12 protein-coding genes are annotated in these 20,176 nt (G+C 62.5%); 8 read left to right on the top strand and 4 right to left on the bottom strand.

What is annotated here, in order from left to right; genetic code table 11:
- The first annotated feature begins 22 nt into the window (after window positions 1-22).
- Window positions 23-838, top strand: a complete 816-nt coding sequence (locus AC1DTQ_RS15560; RefSeq protein WP_477850861.1) for a rhamnogalacturonan acetylesterase — start codon at window positions 23-25, stop codon at window positions 836-838.
- Between the two features lie 53 nt (window positions 839-891).
- Here the strand turns inward: AC1DTQ_RS15560 and pelA are convergent, their stop codons facing one another.
- The 3 genes from pelA to AC1DTQ_RS15545 all read right to left on the bottom strand — a co-directional run bounded on the left by pelA (window position 892) and on the right by AC1DTQ_RS15545 (window position 8,173).
- The gene (gene pelA / locus AC1DTQ_RS15555; protein WP_477850737.1) at window positions 892-1,947 is read right to left on the bottom strand and encodes a pectate lyase; all 1,056 of its coding nucleotides are present in this window, start codon (window positions 1,945-1,947) and stop codon (window positions 892-894) included.
- 155 nt (window positions 1,948-2,102) lie between these two features.
- Window positions 2,103-5,273, bottom strand: coding sequence for a TonB-dependent receptor (locus AC1DTQ_RS15550; RefSeq protein ID WP_477850736.1), 3,171 nt, complete (start codon window positions 5,271-5,273; stop codon window positions 2,103-2,105).
- A 113-nt stretch (window positions 5,274-5,386) separates the two neighbouring features.
- The gene (locus AC1DTQ_RS15545; RefSeq protein WP_477850734.1) at window positions 5,387-8,173 is read right to left on the bottom strand and encodes a TonB-dependent receptor; all 2,787 of its coding nucleotides are present in this window, start codon (window positions 8,171-8,173) and stop codon (window positions 5,387-5,389) included.
- 238 nt (window positions 8,174-8,411) lie between these two features.
- On the opposite strand from AC1DTQ_RS15545, the gene AC1DTQ_RS15540 reads away from it, so the two are divergent.
- From AC1DTQ_RS15540 to AC1DTQ_RS15530, 3 genes are all read left to right on the top strand, one after another.
- Window positions 8,412-9,431 (top strand): sugar kinase, encoded by a 1,020-nt coding sequence (locus tag AC1DTQ_RS15540; RefSeq protein WP_477850732.1) that lies wholly within the window; start codon window positions 8,412-8,414, stop codon window positions 9,429-9,431.
- A 390-nt stretch (window positions 9,432-9,821) separates the two neighbouring features.
- Window positions 9,822-10,688, top strand: a complete 867-nt coding sequence (locus tag AC1DTQ_RS15535) for an HpcH/HpaI aldolase/citrate lyase family protein (RefSeq protein WP_477850731.1) — start codon at window positions 9,822-9,824, stop codon at window positions 10,686-10,688.
- Window positions 10,688-13,129 (top strand): sodium:solute symporter family protein, encoded by a 2,442-nt coding sequence (locus tag AC1DTQ_RS15530; RefSeq protein ID WP_477850729.1) that lies wholly within the window; start codon window positions 10,688-10,690, stop codon window positions 13,127-13,129. Before AC1DTQ_RS15535 ends, AC1DTQ_RS15530 begins: the two co-directional genes overlap by 1 nt.
- A gap of 280 nt (window positions 13,130-13,409) precedes the next feature.
- Here AC1DTQ_RS15530 and AC1DTQ_RS15525 read toward each other — a convergent pair whose 3' ends face one another.
- Complete coding sequence (locus AC1DTQ_RS15525; protein WP_477850727.1) at window positions 13,410-14,198, bottom strand: phytanoyl-CoA dioxygenase family protein; 789 nt, start codon at window positions 14,196-14,198, stop codon at window positions 13,410-13,412.
- 170 nt (window positions 14,199-14,368) lie between these two features.
- Between AC1DTQ_RS15525 and AC1DTQ_RS15520 the strand changes: the two genes are divergently transcribed.
- From AC1DTQ_RS15520 to AC1DTQ_RS15505, 4 genes are all read left to right on the top strand, one after another.
- Window positions 14,369-15,250 carry a LysR family transcriptional regulator gene (locus AC1DTQ_RS15520; RefSeq protein WP_477850725.1) on the top strand — a complete coding sequence of 294 codons (882 nt, stop codon included), beginning with the start codon at window positions 14,369-14,371 and terminating at the stop codon, window positions 15,248-15,250.
- A gap of 313 nt (window positions 15,251-15,563) precedes the next feature.
- A complete protein-coding gene (locus AC1DTQ_RS15515; protein WP_477850723.1) occupies window positions 15,564-17,789 on the top strand; it encodes a TonB-dependent receptor in 2,226 nt (741 codons plus the stop codon).
- A 47-nt stretch (window positions 17,790-17,836) separates the two neighbouring features.
- Entirely contained in the window at window positions 17,837-19,219 is a 1,383-nt protein-coding gene (locus AC1DTQ_RS15510; protein ID WP_477850721.1) for a serine hydrolase domain-containing protein, read from the top strand.
- On the top strand, window positions 19,216-20,166 hold the full coding sequence (locus AC1DTQ_RS15505; protein ID WP_477850719.1) for a ribokinase: 951 nt from the start codon (window positions 19,216-19,218) through the stop codon (window positions 20,164-20,166). The genes AC1DTQ_RS15510 and AC1DTQ_RS15505 overlap by 4 nt, the downstream gene beginning before the upstream one ends.
- The last annotated feature ends 10 nt before the right edge of the window (window positions 20,167-20,176 follow it).

Below are 20,176 nucleotides of genomic sequence, written 5' to 3'. Positions count from 1 at the left end.
TCGACTGTTCGCCGCTGTGCTGTTGCTGGCCCTCGCGTTGCAGGGGCTCGCGCAGGAACGCCCGCCGCTCAAGCCGATCCGGGCCAGCAAGATCGTGCTGGTCGGCGACTCCACCACCGCAGTGCAGGGCGGCTGGGGCCCTAGTTTCTGCGCGCAGCACGCGACCTCGTTCCTGGCCTGCGTCAATCTGGCGCGCGGCGGACGTAGCAGCTACAACTATCGTGCGGAAGGCTCCTGGGACATCGCCCTGCACGAAATGCGCAAGGGGCCTTACCAGGCCGTGTACGTGCTGGTGCAGTTCGGTCATAACGACCAGCCCGGCAAGCCGGGCCGTTCCACCGATCTGGCCACCGAGTTCCCCGACAACCTGCGCCGCTATGTGCGCGAAATTCGCGCGGCGGGCGCGCAGCCGGTGTTGTTGACGCCGCTGACCCGGCGCCAATTCAAGAACGGTGAGTTGCTGCAGGATCTCGAACCTTGGGCGCAAGCCACGCGCAAGGTCGCCGCCGAAATGGAGGTGCCGCTGGTCGATCTATATGCGCGCAGCCAGGCACTGGTGCAGGGCATGGGACCGGTGCTGGCCATGCGTACTGCGCAGCGGCCGCCCGCACCGGAGCAGGTCAGCGCGGCGCAGTCAGGCACCACGATCGGTATGCCGACACCGGGCACAACGAAAGGGCAGACGCAGGCGAATGCCGCAGTCGAACCGATGGGACAGGCCAAGCTTGCGTTCGACTACACCCACATCGGCCCGGAAGGCGCCGACCTGTTCGCCGCCATCGTCGCCGACGAGCTCTCACGCGCGGTGCCGGCGCTTCGTGGACAACTGATTCCTTGATCCTGCCGCATGCCTAGAGCGAAAGGGCGCCGCGCAGTGCGAGGAGCCATCGGTCAAGGCGCGATGGATATCGGGAGTGACGCGACGGCCTTACGCCAGCGCGGTAAATCCTGGTTCAGCAGTTTCTCCGGCCAGATGCCATACCAGGCATAGCCGACGCGGCGTTCGTTGGGGATGTCGGCGAAGCGCGCGACCCGTTCTCCCTGGCGATTGACGAACATCGGCCGCTGCCGGTCCAGGTCGTAGAAACGCGCCCACAGCGAAGCGCCGGGTTGCGTCTCGATCAGCACATCCTGGCCGGTCTCCTCGCTGGGCGCCTCGACTTTGCGCAAGGCGGTGTCGCGCAAACGATGCCGGTCGAACCATTGCGCTGCATGATCGACGGCGTCGACTATCGCGGGTGTGGGCTGCGGCTGACGCATCAGGAAACGCACCACGGCGACCGACTCGGAAACCGCCAACGACGGCAATTCGTAGGAGCGGGCCTTGGCCGGTTGCAAGGTGATCTCGTCGTACTGGGCCGCCCAGATCGTTGGCTTGCCGTCGATCTTCAGTTGGGTCGCCAGGATGCAGGCGATGCCGCGCGACACCGCTTCGCGAGCACGTCCGGCGTATTCGGGAGTCAGCGCGATCAGCGCCTCGCGACCTTCGGCCACGTCCTGCAGCAATTGCAGCACGCGCACCATGGCATCGTCGTTGTAGGTGATCTGATGGCGGTACAGCGAGCGGTCCGGGTAGTACTGAGGCCAGCCTCCGTTAGGGTATTGCGCGGCCAGCAGGTAGGCCACGCCGCGGCGGGCAGACTCCAGGTAGGCGGGGTTGCCGGTTTCGCGGTAGGTCTCCGCCAAATAGCGTATCTCGCGGGTCGTCGCCTTGTTGTCGATGGTGGCGTCGTCGTGCCGATCCGCCGATGTCAGCGCAGCGATCTCGGCGGGCAGGTAACTGCGCGCGTAGTCCACTGCCTTGTCATCGAAATGCTTGGACCAACCGCCGGAGGCGGTCTGCAGTAACAACATGTTCTCAGCCACCGGATCGGTGCGCACATTGCCAGCCAGCGCAGGCACCGACAGCGAAAGTAGGGTCAGGATCAGGCTCAGCCGATACTTCATTCGAACGGTCTCATGCGCTAAGGAGTTGTGTGAGGTCGAATGCGTCGCCGTGGAGCGTCTGCGGGGAAGCCGACGCTGCAAGAAAGGCCAGCATCCCACACGCGAGACGGCCGGAAAGTCCGCCTTTCCGGCCGTCGCGTGAGGTGTGGCGCAATTCAGAAGCGGTAGCGGGCACCGAAGTAGTACTGGCGTCCGCTGACGGTATAGCGATCGGCCAGCTTCAGCTCGGAATCCACGTAGCGCTCGTCGGGAGTGTCCAGCAGGTTGATCGCTTCGAAGGTCAAGCTAAAGTTCTTGCTGACCTCATAGGACATGTTGAAGTCCACGTTCCTCACGCTGTTCTTGCCGGTAACGTCCGCGGTGATCAACTCGTTGCCATCCAGGTCCCAGACGTTTTCGCGGCTGAGGACTTCGCCGATGTAGCCGTCGCGATAGCTAGTGGACACACGCGCGCTGAACTTGCCGTCGTCGTAATAAAGCGTGGCGTTGTAGGAATTCGGCGACAGGTTGACCAGATCGTTCTCGACGAAACTCGTCACCACCGTCGTATTGTTGTTGGCGGCGGTGGTGAACAGATATTTGATCTCGGATTCGACATGCGTGTAGTTCACTTGCACGCCGAAGTGGCTCCAGAATCTAGGCAGGAAGGTGAACGGCTGCTGGTACGTGAGCTCATAACCCTTCAGGGGACCGCCTGGAGTATTGAAATAGCTCTGCACGTTGAACTGCGTGTCGGCGGTGAAGCCGGCCGGCAGCAGGTCCAGCGAATACCCCATGTCGCCCCAGGTGGTCAGCAGGCGTGTGCGCTGGATGTAGCTTTCGATGTCCTTGTAGAACACCGCCGCCGACAGCAGACCGCCTTCCTGGAAGTACCATTCCGCGCTGAGGTCATAGTTGGTCGAGCGGAAAGGCGCGAGCTTGGGATTGCCCAAGTTGATCGAGAACACGCGGCCGTCGTCGAAGTAGCCGGTGGGCCCGCCGCTCACGCCGGGCGACAGGTAAGTCAGTGCGGGGCGCGCCATGGTCTTGGCCGCGCCGAAGCGCAGCACCAGGTTCTCGGCCGCGTCCCAGGCCAGGTTGAGCGAGGGCAAGACGTCCGTATAGCTGTGATCGACTTCGCTGCGCACCAGCAGGCGATCGCCTGCAGGGGTGGTGGCGCTGGCCACGCCGAAGAACGTCTCGCAGGCGTCGGAATTGTTCGCCGCGGCGCTGGCCGCGCAAGGCGCATAACCCGATGCGGCGATCTGGGTGCTGACATAACGCACGCCCAGGTTGCCGCGGAACGCGCGATCGAACAGATCGGTGTTGAAATCCAGCTGCAGATAAGTGCCGAAGCTCTTCTCGTTGACCTCGAAATTGTTGTTCGAAGCGCCGAAGTGGCCGACGCTGGACAGGCGATAGTCGCCGCCCGCGAGTCCGGTATCGCAATTGCAGTTGATGTCCAGCAGATCCGCGATCCTGTCGAAGTCCGGGATCAGCCAGCCGCTGGGCACATCGCCGTCCAGGCCGCTGCCGAAGCCGGACAATGTGGTGCTCAGGTCGCCCACCGTCACTCCCGATGGCAACGCCTGCGCCAGACGTCCGTAGCTGATGTGGCGGTACTCTTCCGAGGACATGTCGTAGTCCTTGTACGCCAGGCCGGTGCGGAAGGTGAAAGTCGGGTTGATGACGAAATCCAGATCCACCTTGGCGCTGTCGAACGCGTTGTCGACATATTGCGGGTTGAGCCGCACCTCGCTGATGTTGGAGCCGCGCGCGGTACCGTTGCTATTGACCGGCACCGCGCCGTAACCCAGCCACGACCAAGCGTTTGGGTCATTCAGCGCGAAGGGGAAGGTCATGCTGGGCATGCTGGCGTTGTTGCGCATATCCAGCACGAAGCCATCCTGGTTCTGATTGTCGAAGCTGACCAATGAGAAGATCGGACGCGAATAGTCGGAAGACGAATGTCCGATAGTGGCGTCCACGCGCACATCGTCGTCGTTGTAGGCGAGGTTGAGGCTGTACTGCTGGAACTCGGTCGATTCTTCGATCTGCGTGGATTCGGTGCGGAAGTCCACATTGTCGAACACGCCGTAGACCAGCCGGTTCATGTCGTCGACCTGCGCCTCGCGCACGGTGATCTGGGTCTTGCCGCCCAGGTTGGCCGCGCGGTGCAGATTGGCACCCACCGAATCCTCGCGCTGGTCCTTGTCCAGCTTGGAGTACATGCCGTCGAAGCTGAGCACGGTGTTGTCCGAGACCTTGAATTGCAGGGCCGTCGTCACGCCCAGCCGCTCGATCTCGTGGGCGGTGCGGATATAGCGCGGATAGCGTGGAATCCAGGCGTTGGTCGCGGTTTCGTAGGCGGCGATGTTCTCCGGCGTGTTGGCCGGACGCGGCAGGCCGGTGCCGCAGCTGGTGGCGGTGATGCCATAGCTGCCCCAGCCGTTGTTGCGGTCCTGGTTGGCCTGACTACCGCTACCGGCGGGGGTTTCATTGGGCAGCCGGTTGCGTGGCGTCTGCGGGTTATAGCCCACCGGGCTGCAGAAGCCGTAGGTGCCGTTGTTGGTGGCGGTGGCCTGGTTGGAGTTGCGGTGGTTGCCGTGTTCCCAGCGCACTGGGTTATAGCCTTCCTCCGACACGTTGCGCTTGCTATAGGCGACAGAAAGCAATGCGCCGAAGCGCCCGTCGGCCCAGGTATCGCTGATCAGGCCCGACACACGCGGGTCGGACTGCTCCGACTGTTCGTTGTAACCCATCTGGCCGCTGAGCGAAGCCTGGAAGCCTTCGAAGTCGAAGGGCCGCGAACCGCGAAGGTCGACGGTGGAACCCAGCGAGCCTTCGTCCATTTGCGCCGACTGGGTCTTGTTGACCTTGACCTGGCTGAAGAGCTCCGAGGCGAAGGTGTTGAAATCGAAGCCGCGGCTGCGATTGACGCCGGCGCTGCCGGTGCCGGCCGTGGAGAGCGCCTCCAGGCCGTTGAGGCGCACTCGCGTGAAATCGGAGCCCAGACCGCGAATGGAAATGCGTTGGCCTTCACCGCCTTCGCGGTCGATGGAGACGCCGGCCACGCGCTGCAGCGACTCGGCCAGGTTCTGGTCCGGGAACTTGCCGATGTCCTCGGCGAAGATGGCGTCCACTTGTTCGACGCTGTAACGCTTTTCGTCCAGCGACTTCTGCAGGCTTGCGCGGTAGCCAGTAACGGTGACCTTGTCCAGCTCGGTAAGACGCTCAGCTTCGGTGGGGCCGGTCTGCTGCGCGAAGGCGGGTGTCGACAATGCCATGGCGACCGATACGGCCAGGATGGTAACCGGTGTCTTTCGAATTGCATGTGCGTGGCGCATTGCGTTCCCCCCTCAAGGATCACAGTACATTCGCGGAATGAGTGAGTTGCGGAGCTAATCCGCTGGACATAGCGATCCCGGGCGTGGTGCACGCCCGGGATCGAAGCTTGCGATCAGAACTTGTAGCGCAGACCCAGCAGGTATTGACGGCCGGTTTCGCTGTAGTCCAGCGGAAGCGTGACGGCGGGGTTGGACACCCACGATTCCTGCACTTCGTCGGTCAGGTTGATGCCTTCCAGGCTCAGTTCCAATTTGTCGTTGATCTTCCAGCGCACCGAAGCATCCACCGTCGTGGTGCCGGTCTGGCCGTGCACGCCATCCAGGTTGAACCCGGCTTCGGTGCCAGGCGCCTGCAGCAGATAGTCGTCGCGGTTAGTGGCCGAGACGCGGCCGGAGAAGCGCTTGCCTTCGTAGAACAGCGTGGCGTTCCACGAATGCTTGGACAACCCGGTCAAATCCGTCTTGAAGACATTGGCGCCCGCACTGTTCACGTACTGGATCTGTGAATCCACATACGTGTAATTCAGTTGCACGCCCAAGTTGGCCCATTTGCCCGGCAGGAAGGTGAACGGCTGCAGGTAGTTGGCCTCCAGGCCCATCAGTTCACCGCCCGGCGTATTGAGCGGCACGGTGAACGTGAAGTCATCATCGACGGTCGCACCGGTGCCTGCCAGCAAGCTGGCAGGCAGACCGCTGGCCGAGTAAGGCTGCACTACACGCGTGGTCTGGATGAAACTCTCGATGTCCTTGTAGAACAGACCCAGGCCGAGCATGGCGCCTTCCTGGAAGTACCACTCGAAGCCCAGGTCGGCGGTGAAGGCGCGGATCGGATCCAGATTCGGATTGCCGCCCGCCACGGTACGCGCACCGCCGCTGACGTTGACGGTGACACCCGGCGTCAGGAAGCCCAAACCCGGACGGGTCATGACTTTGGCCGCGCTCAGGCGGACCAGGAAGTCCGGCATGACCTCGGCCACCAGATTCATCGACGGCAGCGTGTCGCTGTACTTGCGGTTCGCCGTCGCAGCGACTGGGGCGCCGCTGGCCGTCGCGATGCCAGTGGACGACTGCTTGGTGCGCACATGGCGCATGCCCACGTTGCCCGAAACCGGGACCGGCCCGATATCCAGGGAGAACTCGCCCATCAAGTAAAGGCCGCGATCCTCTTCCTCCACGCTGCGGGTGTTGGCCGCACGCTCAGCCAAAGCGAAGGTGCCGGTGTTGCTGTAGATATCGAACACATCGGCGATGCCCTGGTAGTCGGGGATCACCCAGGTCCCGGGCGAACCGCTGACGCTGCTCAGACGGGCCAGTTCGGTCAGGTCGGCCGGGACCAGCGTAGTGCCGCCGGGAAAGACGGGCACGGCCAGTTCCGAGGCACGACGCAGCTCGCGAGTGGAGAACGAATAGTTCTTGGCCTGCACGCCGCCCTTCAGCCGGAAACCGGTACCGATATTCCAGTTGAAATCCAGTTGCCCGATGTCGAAGTCATTAGTGACGTATTGAGGACGGATACGGATTTCGGCCAGGGTCCAGCCGTTGCCGTCGGTCGGATCGATACCGTAGTTCAGCACCGGCTTGTATGGATTGCCGCGGTAGTCGTAGCTGTAATTGTCGACGTTGTTCTTATCCATGATGATCGTGGTCTGGATCGGATTTTCATGCTCCGATTTGGACGTGCCGAGCTTGCCGGACAGCTTGAAGTTGTCGGTGAACTCATGCTCGCCCTCCAGGTCGATCTGGGTGAAGACCGTGTTCCACTCGTCATGGCGGCTTTCCGAGCGGATGTCGACATCGTCGAACAGACCGTAGACCAGCGCGCCGTCCTCGATCACACCGTCGCGGACGATGGTCTGCGGCTTGCCGGTGCCACCGCGGCTGAATGAGATCGCTTCGATGTACTTCTCGTTGCGGGTGGCGTCGATTTTCGAGTACAGCGCGTCCAGCGAGAACTGGGTGCGGTCGGTCGGCTTGAACTGCAGCGAGGCGGTCACGCCCGTGCGCTTCTGGTCATGCTCCATCAGCGTGTAGCGCGGGAAACGCGGGTGATAAGTAGTGGCTAGGCGTGCGGGCGCGAATGGCGATGCCGCGTTGAAATTGCCATTGCTGGGACCATTGGCCCAGCGGCCGCTGCCGCTGCCTTCTTCCAGCGTCTGGCGTTCCGAATAGGCCACCGACAACAAGGCGCCGAACTTGCCGTCGGCCCAAGTGTTGGCAATCAGCGCGGCGAGCCGCGGGTCGGTCTCGCCGCCTATATCGTTGTAGCCGGCCTGGCCGCTGGCGGCGAGGGTGAAGCCCTCGTAGTCGAAAGGGCGCGCCGTGCGCAGATCGACGGTCGCACCCAGCGAGCCTTCTTCCACGTCCGCCGATGCGGTTTTGCGTACGATCAGCTGCGAGAACAGATCAGAGGCGAACACATTGAAGTCGAAACCGCGGCCGCGGTTCGTTCCGCCGTTCTGGTCCGTAGATCCTACCGTGGTCAGCGCTTCCATACCGTTGACGCGCACACGAGTGAAGTTCGAGTCCAGGCCGCGGACAGAGATGTTGCGGCCTTCGCCGGCATCGCGGGTGATGACCACACCCGGGATGCGCTGCAGCGATTCGGCCAGGTTCAGGTCGGGGAACTTGCCGATATCCTCGGCGACGATGGCGTCCACCACACCGGCTTCGCCGCGCTTGATATCCAGCGCTTTTTCCAGGCTGGCCCGGTAACCTGTAACGGTGATGGTGCCCAGCGTATCCACGTCCTCGGATTCGGAAGTGGCGGGCGCGGTGGGGCTTGTATCGGCCGGGCTGGCTTCCTGAGCGAATGCGGACATGGCATTCATCTGCAGCGCGAATCCGATCGACAGTGCGAGCACGGTAACCGGTGTCTTCCGGCGGTTGTTACGAGTTTGCATGGGTTCCCCTCCTCAAGGGCACATGTATCGCTCTATGGCGGCTTTTAGCGATGAAACGAATCGGGTTTTGTCACCTCGAGATGCTTTCCAGAAGTAAAATGACACCGCTGGTCAAAAAAACCGTAACAGAGTGTGCGGTGCAACAACAACTATTCTTTCCGGGGCGCTATGGTGTGTCCCGGGACAATCATTGCCGCAGTCCATCAGGCCGGCGGATAGACGATAAGGGAGCGGCGGAATGCGGGGACACGTGGTCTGTTTCGGGGAACTGCTGCTGCGCCTGGGCGCGCCGGGCCGGCAGCTATTGCTGCAGTCGCCTCATCTCGAGGTCTACACAGGCGGTGCGGAAGCCAATGTCGCCGTTTCGCTGGCCAAGTTTGGCCATCGTGCGGACATGGTCGGCGTGGTGGCCGACAACACCCTGGGCGAAGCGGCGACCGGGGAATTGCGCCGTCATGGGGTGGACACGCGGGGTGTCCAGCGGGCGTCGGGACGGATGGGCCTGTACTTTCTGACACCGGGAGCCATTCAACGTCCCAGCGAGGTGCTCTACGACCGAGCCGACTCCGCCTTCGCGCGCGCGGGCGGTGGAGAGCACGACTGGGCTGGGCTGCTAGCAGGCGCCGACTGGCTACATGTCTCCGGGGTCAGCCCGGCATTGGGACAACTGGCGGCGGATCGCACGCTAGGAGCGGTGCGCGCGGCGCGCGCGGCGGGGGTCAAGGTGTCCTTCGACGGTAATTTCCGTCCCAAACTCTGGGAGGCGTGGCAGGGCGACGCAGCGGCGATCCTGCGCGAAATCATGGCCGAAGCCGATCTGCTGTTCGCCAGCCATCGCGATATCCAGGTCGTGTTGGGTCAATCCTTCGCTCAACCCACTTCCGAAGAGCGCTTCCTGGCCGGCGCGCAGGCGGCGTTCGCCGCCTTCCCGCAGCTGCAGCGTATGGCCGCGACCATCCGCGTACAGCGCAGCGTCGATCATCACGCTCTATCCGCCATCGATGCGGTGCGTGGCGGAACCAGCCATACCACTTCCGCTTATGAGGTAGCCCCGATCGTCGACCGCATCGGCACCGGGGACGCATTCGCCGCGGGCGTGCTGCATGGCGTAATGACCGGCATGGACGACGTCGACGGACTGTGCTTCGGCTTGGGCTCTGCCTGCCTCAAGCATTCGCTGCCCGGCGATTTCAACCTCATGGGCGTGGCCGAAGTCAGCGCTTTCTTGGGGGAGAGCGGGTTCGACGTGCGGCGCTGAAAGCAAGATCAGAAGCGTTTCGTGCGTTGCGCGAGTCACTTTTCTTTGAACGGCAAAGAAAAGTAACCAAAAGAAAGCCGCCCTACGTCGCGCCCCACGATGAAGCCGTGGGGTCCGCGAGCAGGCCGGGAATTTCCGTAAGGCGCCTCCTGCGCCTCCGGAAACGGCGCACATCCATGTGCGCCGCCCCTTCGGGGTTTATCCCGTCCTGCTTGCCGCAACTCACGGGGCCGATAGCGCGCAGCAAAGGCCGAAGCCAATGCCCGAGCCCAAGCCTCTAATCTACTTCTCGCACCATTACCGCAACGAAATGTTTCTTCTGAATATGGCGAGGAAGACTTTTCTTTGCTTCCGTTTCCCTCACACTGCGCGCCATGAAGAGCGTGGTCGATGCGTAGCAAGCTGTTCGTTCCGGGAGTGCGTCCTGAATTGTTCGCCAAGGCGCTGGCGGGCGATGCCGATGCGCTGAGCTTCGATCTGGAGGACTCGGTTCCCGAAACGCGCAAGGCCGAAGCGCGCGCCGATGTCGCCGAATTCCTGCGATCGCCTGCGGTGCGCGCAGCGGCCAAAGTCATCGTGGTGCGACTCAACGCACTGGATACGCCGCACTTCGAGGCGGACGTACAGGCGGTCGCGCAGTCCGCGGTCGCGCTGCTGAACCTGCCCAAGGTGGAATCGGCCGAAGACATCCGCGCTGCGGTGGCGGTGCTGGAACGCGTCGAAGCCGGCAACGGCATCGATCGACCGATACGCCTACTGGCCACTATCGAAACTCCACGTGGTTTGCGCCGCGCGGCCGAAATCGCGGGCGCGCATCCGCGTGTGGCGGGATTGCAATTGGGGCTGGCGGATCTTTTCCAGCCCTTCGGTATCGACCGCGGCGATGCCGCCAACGTACATGCCGCGCTCTATGCGATGCGCATGGCCGCGGCGGAGGCGGGCGTCTTCGCCTGGGATGCCGCTTTCGCCGATCTCGAGGATGCGGAGGGCTTCCGTGCCGAGGCATCGATGGCGCGTCGCCTGGGTTATCTCGGCAAGAGTTGCGTCCATCCGAAGCAGGTGGCGCTGGCCAATGAAGTCTTCCAGCCGGACGCGCAGGAAATAGCCGCGGCACGACGTATCGTGGCCGCCGCAGGCGAAGCCAGCGCGCAAGGCCGCGGCGCCTTCGTGGTGGACGGCCGCATGATCGATCTTCCTTTCCTGAAGCGCGCCGAGGCGATTCTGGCTTCGCTCGATTCCAGCACGAGCACGCCTTAATGCCCCAACCTCTTTCCGCGATGCGCACTTTTCTGGCAGCGGCTCTCCTGCTGCTGGGCTGCCTGGCGTTGCCCGCTGCGGCCGCAAGCCTGTCGTCGGTGAAGACCACTTCATTGCCCGCGCTGGCTATAGACCAGCCATTGATAGGATTGGTGGTGGTGGAGGGCCGGCCGGTCGCGTTCACTGCCGATCGGGCCTGGATATTGGATGCCGAACGTAAGAAATGGGAGCTCTCGCCTTGGCAACCCGATGTCGCGGCCGGCACGCTGAAAAGTGCGGTCGGTAACGGGCAACTGGCGTTTCTGTTGAGCGGTTCAGCCGAGGGAACCGGTACGGCCTCCGTCGAGCAGATCGCATTCGTCAACGGCCAACTTTCCAACAAGCCGCTGCCTGCGCTTCCTTCGGCATTGAACGAGGTGCGTGCTGCGCTTAATGCCGACAACCTCTATCTGGCTGGAATCGACGCAGCAGGAAAATCCACGCTGCTTTCTCTTCTACCAGGCGCGGCTAAGTCGGAATGGCAGCTGCAGTCCGGTTGGCCGGGAAACTCGCCAATGACGTCGCTGGTAGTGCAGACCTCGGCGGTGTTCGCGACCGTGCCGGGCGCCAGCGGCGAACGCATCCTGCGTTGGTCCGCCGACAAGGGCTGGCAGGACAAAGGTGCGGTGCCCGGTTCGATCGTGCCGGGTTCGGCGCGGGCCATCGGTCAGGCGCACGTGATCTACCTGGTGGCGAGTTCCGGTGCGGCGCCGCAGATGATGACCTTCCATACCATCACCGGGTCGTGGGCAACGCTGCCCGATTCGAGCGCGGCGGGCGTCGCCGCCACGGCCGCCTTCGACAATGGCCTGCTGTGGGCCCGTACCAGCGCTGACGGCAAGCGCGTCGACTTCGAGTCCACCCAGATCGAATCGGGAAAACTGCTGTTGCGCTGGCTGGACTGGATCGTGATCGTGGTCTATCTGGGCGCGATGCTGGGCATGGGTTTCTATTTCTATATCCGCGAGAAGCGCAACTCGACTTCCGATTTCTTCGTCGGCGGGCGCACCATTCCTTTTTGGGCGGCGGGCGTCAGCCTGTATGCGGCCAACACCAGCTCGATCAGCTTCATCGCCATTCCGGCCAAGGCGTTCGAAACCAACTGGCAGTACCTCACCAACAATCTGGTCGCGGTGCTGGGCCTGATGTTCGTGGCGGTATGGATCGTGCCATTGCTGCGCCGCCTCAACCTGATGTCGGTGTTCTCCTATCTGGAGACCCGCTTCCATCCCACCATCCGCATGCTGGCCAGTGCGCTGTGCATCATCATGCAGATAGGCAGCCGCATGAGCGTGGTGCTGTTCCTGCCGGCGCTGGCGATCGCCACCATCACCGGCATCCGGGTGGAGTGGAGCATTCTGATGATGGGAGGCTTCACCATCATCTACACGGCCATGGGAGGCATGAAGGCGGTGATCTGGACCGACTTCGTGCAGGTCATCGTCAAGATGGGCGGCGCGATCTTCGCCATTCTCTTCATCATCTGGACGCTGAAAGGCGGCTTCGGCGAATTCCACCAGATCGCGCAAGCGGCGGACAAGACCAAGCTGCTGGACTTCAGCTTCGACCTGACCAAGGCCACGGTGTGGGGCTTCATTTTCCTGGTCTTGTTCGACGTGGTGCTGACCTTCCCCAAGGACCAGGTGCTGATGCAGCGCACGTTGTCGACCAAATCCGACAAGGAAGCGGGGCGCTCGATCTGGGCCTTCGCCCTGATCATGATACCCGGTGGTTTCATCTTCTATTCCATCGGCACCGCGCTGTTCGTCTACTACAAGAACAATCCGGAACGCATGAACCCGCTGCTGCCGATCGATGCGACCTTTCCGCTGTTCATCGCCGCGGAGTTGCCGATGGGCGTGACCGGGCTGATCATCGCCGGCATCTTCGCAGCGGCCATGGCCACGCTTTCCAGCATCATGAACAGTGTGGCCACGTTGGCTTCTGTGGATTTCTACGAGAAGCTCGCAAAGAATCCCACGCCGAAGAAGAGCGTGTTTTTCGCCGAGGCCGCCACGGTAGGCACCGGTCTGCTCGGTATAGGTGTGGCGCTGCTGCTCTCCCGCTTCGATATCCATTCGTTGTTCGACGTGTCCATCGAACTGGCCGGACTATTGGGTGGCGGCTTTGCGGGCGCCTACACGTTGGGCATGTTCACCCGCCGCGCCAATTCGGCAGGTGTGGCCATCGGCGTGGCCTCTAGCATCGCACTCACCCTGTTGGCCTGGTCGATGAATCTGGTGCATCCGTACTTCTACCTGGCCATCTCGATCATGCTGTGCATCGTGATCGGCTATCTGGCCAGCCTGTTCTTCCCGGCGCCTACGCGCGACCTGGATGGGCTGACCATCTACGCGAAGTCGGACAGCAATTACGTCAAACCTGTGCCTGTAGCGAAGTAGGGTGCATCAGGTATCCGGTCCAATTGGAATCGCACCCTTCTCCCGTTAACGGGAGAAGGTGGCCGGCAGGCCGGATGAGGGTAACGGAGCCGAAGATGTTTGGTTCTGCGTTGGCGCACCGAGTGTAGAGGTCCCGAATCTGACGCTAGAAACGATGCTGGAGACGGAAGTGAGTCGACTCCGGCTCCCCTCACCCGCCTGCGGCACCCTCTCCCGCTAGCGGGAGAGGGGTTCAATTCACTTATCTGCGCTGAAATCCAGAAGTTCGCGTCACGGCGCGTCACGCCTTGTCGGCATCGTCCACCGGCCGGCTCTCGGGAACCGTGCGCGTGCCTGTCTTCTGGTTGACTTTGACTCGCCACGGATAATGGCCGCCTTCGCCACCGGCGCCCACCGCCTGCAGATGGTTGGTGACCGCCTTGCGCCAGCCTGCGCCATTATTGGCGGTGCTCATGTGCGGCGTTTTCGAATGATGAAAAGCCACATCGCCGCGACGCATCGGACAAACCACGGTGCGACTCGCATCCACCTCGCATATCAGCAGGTCGCTTTGCACGCCTTCCACCAATTTGTGCTCGAGCACGCCCTCCAAGTGGCCGCCATCGATGAAGTGCATGCATCCGTTCACGCTGTCCACGTCTTGCAACGGAATCCAGCCGGTGATACCGCGATCGGCCAAATTTCGGCCCCAATAGCCTTCGTCCTGGTGCCATTCGGTCGGCACGCTCTTGCCCGGCGGTTTGCCCAGGAACTGGTCGTACCAGAACTCCAGCGCCATCCCCATCAGTTGCGAAGAAAACGCCGCCAGCCAATGGCGGTACGGCTGGTCGGCGATATCTTTCCAGACCAAGGTCGGGGTGGACTGCACGATGCGGAAGCTGCGGTCCTCCCGGGCCTCGTTCGCGTCCCACGCCCAATCGTTGGCCAGCCGCTCCTTGTTCTGCAACAGCATGTCGCAATAGGACTCCAAGGTATCCAGATCCGTCTGCGGGACAGCGCCGGCCACGACCAGATAGCCGTGTTCGCGGAAGAAACCGATCTGTTCGGCGGAAGCGCGGGGGTAGTCCATGGCGTAGTCAGACCCGTATGTGCAGAAGGCGCGAGCAATCCTGCAAGCGCATGACTTTCGCAACAAGCCTGCGCGGCTATCTTTTGAGTATGCTTGCGGTGATGTCCTGCCGCGCCGCGTCGGCGCTCGCCGTTCTTCCTCCATCTGCCGCTCACGCCCAGAGAAACCACGTGGACACCCAATTCCTGAAGACCTTCGTGGCAGTCGTTGATCGCGGTTCGATGGCCGCGGCCGCGCGCCTGCTCAACATCACCCCGGCGGCGGTTGCGCAGCAGATCCGCACTTTGGAGCGCGAAATCGGCGCGCCGCTGATCGCGCGGGTAGGGCGCACGGTCAGCGTTACCGAGGAAGGCTCGCGCATCCTGCAGCGCAGCCGCGATCTTTTGCGCGACGTGGCCGACCTGCGCAGCCTGGCCAACGACAACGCGGTCTCCGGAGAATTACGCCTGGGCGCCTGCCCCACCGCGCTGGCCGGCATGCTGCCGGACATTCTGGCGCGGATGGTGGATAAGTTTCCCGAGATCAACGTCTTCATCAAGCCGGGTTATTCGGCCGATCTCTACCGCGCGGTGGAAGGCGGCGAGCTGGACGCGGCCATCGTGCTGCACGCGCCGTATACCTTGCCTAAGACCTGCAACTGGCTGCTGCTGCGCGAGGAACCGCTGGTGGTACTGGCCCCCGAGAGCATGGCCGGCCGCGATCCGCACGAACTGCTCGCTACGCAACCCCTGATCCGCTACGACCGCAACCATTGGGGCGGCCGGCAGGCCGAGGAATACCTGCAGCGCATGGGCATCACCCCGCACGAACGCTTCGAGCTCAACGCGCTCAACGCGATCGCGGTGATGGTCGACCGCGGCCTCGGCGTTTCGCTGGTGCCGGACTGGGCCAAGCCGTGGCCGGAAGGACTCAAGCTGGTGCGCTTGCCGTTGCCGGAGGAAAGCGTGCCGCGGCAGATCGGCATCGTCTGGTCGCGCTCGACGATCCGCATTCGCCTGGTCACCGTGTTTCTGGAAGAGAGCAGGGCGGCGATGAAGGTGGTCAACGGTTAGGCGTACGCCAAACCTAAAAACATTTGGGATGACGTCCTGTATATGGATCAGCACATTCATGCTGCAACGCGTCATGAATGGCGTATTCGGTAAGCAACAAAAACTAGACTCTGAACATAGTTCGCCCCGGTTCTATTCCCGTCGACCAACGCATAGTCTCCCGTCCATTGTCGGGGCTGTACGTAAGCGTCTTGGAGGGGATGCTTGGCACGCAGATCGCATCGCATGCGAACTGCCGACGCGCATACGCATAACGGGGGAGCCGCGATCCACGCGTCTCTTAATAAGCATAAAAAACCGAGAGACCACACACATGAAGCACGTACCGGCCACATTCGGCGTTTTCCTGCTGGCGGCTGCCGTCAGCGCCAGCGTCCATGCGCAACAGGCGGCCGAAGCGGCCGCACCGACTCCCGCGACCGAGAGTCAGGACGCGACGGATCTTGATGCGGTGATTGTCACCGGCTCGCGCAGCCCCAAGGCGATCGACAAGATTCCGGGCGCGGTCACTCTGGTTTCGAAGGAAGAGATCAAGCACACACTAGCCGTTACCGAGGATGCCACGGCGGTTCTCGCCCGTACCGTGCCCGGCTATGCCGAATCGTCGCAAGCCATGAGCAATACCGGCGAAACACTGCGCGGTCGCATCGCACTGCGCCTGTTCGACGGTGTGCCGCAGGGCTCGCCGCTGCGCGAAGGCGGCCGCAACGCCACCTTCACCGATATGGGCATCGTCGACCGCATCGAAGTCATCAACGGTCCGTCGGCTTCCGAAGGCATTGGCGCGGCCGGCGGTATCATCAACTACATCTCCAGCGTGCCGCAGAAGGAAGGCAACGAATTCCGTATCCTCACCCGCTATTCCACCCAGTTCGGTAATGACAGCAGCGGCTGGAAGGTGGGCGCCAACTGGCTGCACAAGCAGGACAATTACGACTTCGTGGTCGGGCTTTCTGCCATCGACCGCGGTATCTCCTACGATGCCGATGGCCGCCGCGTAGGCATGAACACCAGCGGTTCGGTGTCGGACTCCATGGCCAACAACCTGTTCTTGAAGGGCGGCATCAACTTCGGCGAAGACGGCGTGCAACGCCTGCAGGCCAGCTACAGTCATTTCAAAATCGAAGGCAATGGCGACTACATCCAGGTCGAAGGCTGCCGCCCCGGAACCTGCGCCAATCCGGTCACCAACACCTCCGAGCGCGGACACATCTTCGGCAGCAAAGCCGAGTTCAACGACTTCGAACAGCTCAACCTGCTGTACACGCACGGCGATTTTTTCGGCGGCACGCTGGTGTTGAACGGCTATTGGGCAGACCAGCAGATGCGCTACCTGCCGGAAAACGGCGACGACCGCCAGTTGGTCTGGCCGCTGCCGGTTGGTGCCGAGCGCATCTACGACCAATCGGAAATCGACAGCAAGAAGTGGGGCTTCCGTCCATCGTGGACGCGTTCGGAACTGTTCGGCGTGTCCGGGTTGGAATTGCGTGCGGGCGTCGACTACGTCTATGACGAGGCCCAGCAACGACTCGCGCTGACCAATCGCCTATGGGTTCCACCCATGGAGTACACCAGCGTCGCGCCTTACGCACAGCTGAGCTACGACATCGGACCGGTGACACTGAGCGGCGGCGCCCGTCGCGAAGACGGCGAACTCAAGGTCGACAGCTACACCACCACGCCTTTCCGCAACAGCGTGTTCGTACAAGGCGGGGGAGTCGAGTACACCGAGGATCTGCTCAACTTCGGCGCTATCTGGCGCATTACCGACGAATGGTCGGTGTTCGCATCCTATGGCGAAGGCTTCAGCCTGCCCAACATCGGTATTCCATTGCGCAATATCAACGTACCAGGGCAGTCGGTCGACCGTATCAGCGACCTGCAGGCTATCGTGGTCGACAATCGCGAGTACGGTTTCAACTGGCGCGGTGCGCGTGGATCGTTCAGCGGTTCGTACTACGACTCGCGTTCGCCGTTTGGCACTTCTCTGTCGGTGGATCCTGCGACCAACGACTTCGTGCTTAACCGCGCGCCTACCCAAATCAAGGGCGTGGAGCTGAGCGGTGACTGGAGGTTCAACCCGCAGTGGAAGGCCGGTGCCTTGTATTCGCGCATACGCGGCAAAACGGCGTTCTGGAACGCGGCCCTGAATGGAGATTACCCGGCCGGTGGCCTGAACAAGCCGATGGGCGTATCGGACATCAACCCGGACAAGATCGGGGCCTGGATCACCTGGAACTTCAGCCCCAACGGCGATGTCACCTTGAACGGAACCAAGCTGCTGTCGCGCGACCTTTCGGCCAGCGATGTGCGTCCCTTCGATGGGCGGGCCTTCTCGTTTGAAGAACATACCAACGGCTACACGCTGTTCGACCTGAGCGTGAACTACCGGGTCGAGAACGTTGGGCGCTTCACCGTGGGCATCGAGAACTTGACCGACAAGCAATACGTCCTGAGCTGGTCGCAGGTGGACTTCTTCAAGAACTACTTCGCCGGCCGTGGTCGCATGGTTTCGCTGACTTATGAGTACACGTTCTAAGTGCGAATGATGCCGCATCAAATCAAGTTTTGATCGCTGAATTGTCAATGACTTATGTCTGCCTGCACGTCGGGTTCAAGCTGGGCTTGCCCGATGGCAGGCGGCCGTTGTCGGCCGCCGCGTTGTGGCCGGCAGCGCGCTTGCTGCCTATGCTGTGCGGGATAACGCTCTGCCTGACCTCGGTTGCCGCCGCCGCGTTGCCGCCTCCGCCTTCACCATCAACCGCTGCAGGTACGGAAACCCATCTCTCCCGATTTTCGGAGGACCGCCTGCAGCGGTTGGACGATTTCCTGGCCAAGGCCACCGATGCGCAGGGATACCTGGGTGCGGTGAGCCTGGTGATGGCCGATGATCGGATAGTGCAATCGCAAGCCTACGGCTATCGCGATCTGGCTCGGACCTTGCCCATGCAAAAGGATTCGATCTTCCGCATCTACTCCATGACGAAATCGGTGACCACGGTCGCCGTGCTGATGCTGATGGAAGAAGGTAAGTTGAATCTCGACGATCCGGTGGAAAAATACCTGCCGGAATTCGCCGACATGCAGATATTCGCCGGCGGCACTGCTGATCTACCGAAATTACGGCCCGCAAACCGCAAGCTCACCCTGCATCAGTTGCTCACCCACACTGCGGGCTTCGCCACCGGCGGCAAAGGCATTGAAGAAGCGACCAAGCTGCTCGAACGCGCCGATCTGCACGGTTCGGCGGACCTGGAGGAGTTCTCGCGACGCCTGTCGAAAATACCGTTGGCCGCCGAGCCCGGCACGGTGTTCCGCTACGACGGCACCCAGATGGAAGTAGCGGCGCGGATAGTGGAGGTGGCGAGCGGACAGCGTTTCGACGACTTCCTGCAACAGCGCCTATTCGATCCGTTACGCCTGGCCGACACGGGCTTCCGTGTGCCCGTCGAAAAACGCAGCCGCATCGTCGATATAACGGCCATGGGGGCGGATGGAAAACTGAAGCTGGATGACGGTCCCAGCGCCAAGCATCCCGGTGAAAGGCTCAATCCTTATCCCAGCGGCGCCGGTGGGCTGTATTCCACTGCGCCGGATTTCATGCGCCTGTGCCGCCTGCTGCTCGACGGCGACGCGCTGGACGGCGTGCGAGTCCTCAGCCGCAAGACGGTAGAGCGGATGATGGCCAACCAGCTGACCTTCCTGAATCCACCGGTGACCCAGTTCAGCGATGCGGAAGGCTTCGGACTGGGCGGCTCCGTGCTGCTCGATCCCGCAGGCAAGGGTCGCCTAGGTCCGGCCGGACAGTTCGGCTGGTCGGGGGCAGCGTCCACTTATTTTTCTATCGATCCCCAGCAACGGATGATTTCGATATTGCTGCTGCAGCACCTGCCTAACGACGCGGCCAACGACTTGCCGCGGATCAGCACCCAGTTCTACAACCTGGTCCAGCAGGCGCGGCTGCCATGAAGGCGAGCGCACGCCGCTCCCTGCTGGTGGCGGGCTCGGCCAATCTGGATTTCGTGGTGCGCGCCTCGCACGTGCCGGCGCCGGGAGAAACGGTGCTGGGCCGCGAATTCGCGACGTTCCCAGGCGGCAAGGGCGCCAATCAAGCCGTCGCCTGCGCACGCGCGGGCGGCGTCGACACACGCATGCTGCTGGCTTTGGGCAACGATCCATTCGCCAGCACCATCGAGAATTCGCTGACCGATGCGGGCGTAACCCTACAGGTGGTGCGCAGCGCGCAGCCCACCGGCACCGCCTTCATCTGCCTATCCGACGATGCCGAGAACGCGATTACCGTCGCGCCCGGTGCCAACGGCGTATTACGCGGCGACGAACTGCCGTCGCTGCAGGACGTGAGCCACTTGCTGCTGCAGTTGGAGACGCCCATCGAAGCCGTAACCGCTTTCGCCCTGTCCGCGCGCGAAGCCGGCGTGCGAGTGGTGCTGAATGCCGCCCCCGCGCGGGCCTTGCCGACCGAACTGCTGCGGTCGGTGGATGTGCTGATCGTCAACGAGGGCGAACTGGCGGCGATCACCGGGCATCACGGCACCGTGGCCGAATGCCTGGAACAACTGGAGGTTCCCTGCGTGGTCGTAACCCTGGGTGCACGCGGCTGCTGCGCGCGACAGGACGCGCAATTCTTCCTGCAGTCCGGCTTCAAGGTCCAGGCGGTCGATACCACTGCCGCAGGAGACACCTTTTGCGGCGCTTTTGTGGCCGCGCTGAACCTGGGCGATGCGCTTCCTGCAGCCCTGCGTTATGCGTGCGCGGCTTCGGCATTGGCCTGCACGCGGTTGGGCGCACAATCCAGCATTCCGCAACGTATCGAAGTGGAAACGATGCTGCGTTCGAACGACCGCCATGCGCCAACCGCCAACCGCGCCCTCGCCGCCTATTGCGGCCTTGTGTGACACTCGCTTC

Source organism: Pseudoxanthomonas sp. P4_B2 (assembly GCF_056402315.1).
This window is presented reverse-complemented; position numbering and strand designations above follow the sequence as displayed.

What these genes read in the sequence shown, in the direction of transcription:
- AC1DTQ_RS15545 (WP_477850734.1), bottom strand. Translation starts at nt 8,173, where the DNA reads ATGCAAACTCGTAACAACCGCCGGAAGACACCGGTTACCGTGCTCGCA.
- AC1DTQ_RS15525 (WP_477850727.1), bottom strand. Translation starts at nt 14,198, where the DNA reads ATGGACTACCCCCGCGCTTCCGCCGAACAGATCGGTTTCTTCCGCGAA.
- AC1DTQ_RS15540 (WP_477850732.1), top strand. Translation starts at nt 8,412, where the DNA reads ATGCGGGGACACGTGGTCTGTTTCGGGGAACTGCTGCTGCGCCTGGGC.
- AC1DTQ_RS15510 (WP_477850721.1), top strand. Translation starts at nt 17,837, where the DNA reads ATGACTTATGTCTGCCTGCACGTCGGGTTCAAGCTGGGCTTGCCCGAT.
- AC1DTQ_RS15505 (WP_477850719.1), top strand. Translation starts at nt 19,216, where the DNA reads ATGAAGGCGAGCGCACGCCGCTCCCTGCTGGTGGCGGGCTCGGCCAAT.
- AC1DTQ_RS15515 (WP_477850723.1), top strand. Translation starts at nt 15,564, where the DNA reads ATGAAGCACGTACCGGCCACATTCGGCGTTTTCCTGCTGGCGGCTGCC.
- AC1DTQ_RS15530 (WP_477850729.1), top strand. Translation starts at nt 10,688, where the DNA reads ATGCCCCAACCTCTTTCCGCGATGCGCACTTTTCTGGCAGCGGCTCTC.
- pelA (WP_477850737.1), bottom strand. Translation starts at nt 1,947, where the DNA reads ATGAAGTATCGGCTGAGCCTGATCCTGACCCTACTTTCGCTGTCGGTG.
- AC1DTQ_RS15535 (WP_477850731.1), top strand. Translation starts at nt 9,822, where the DNA reads ATGCGTAGCAAGCTGTTCGTTCCGGGAGTGCGTCCTGAATTGTTCGCC.
- AC1DTQ_RS15550 (WP_477850736.1), bottom strand. Translation starts at nt 5,273, where the DNA reads ATGCGCCACGCACATGCAATTCGAAAGACACCGGTTACCATCCTGGCC.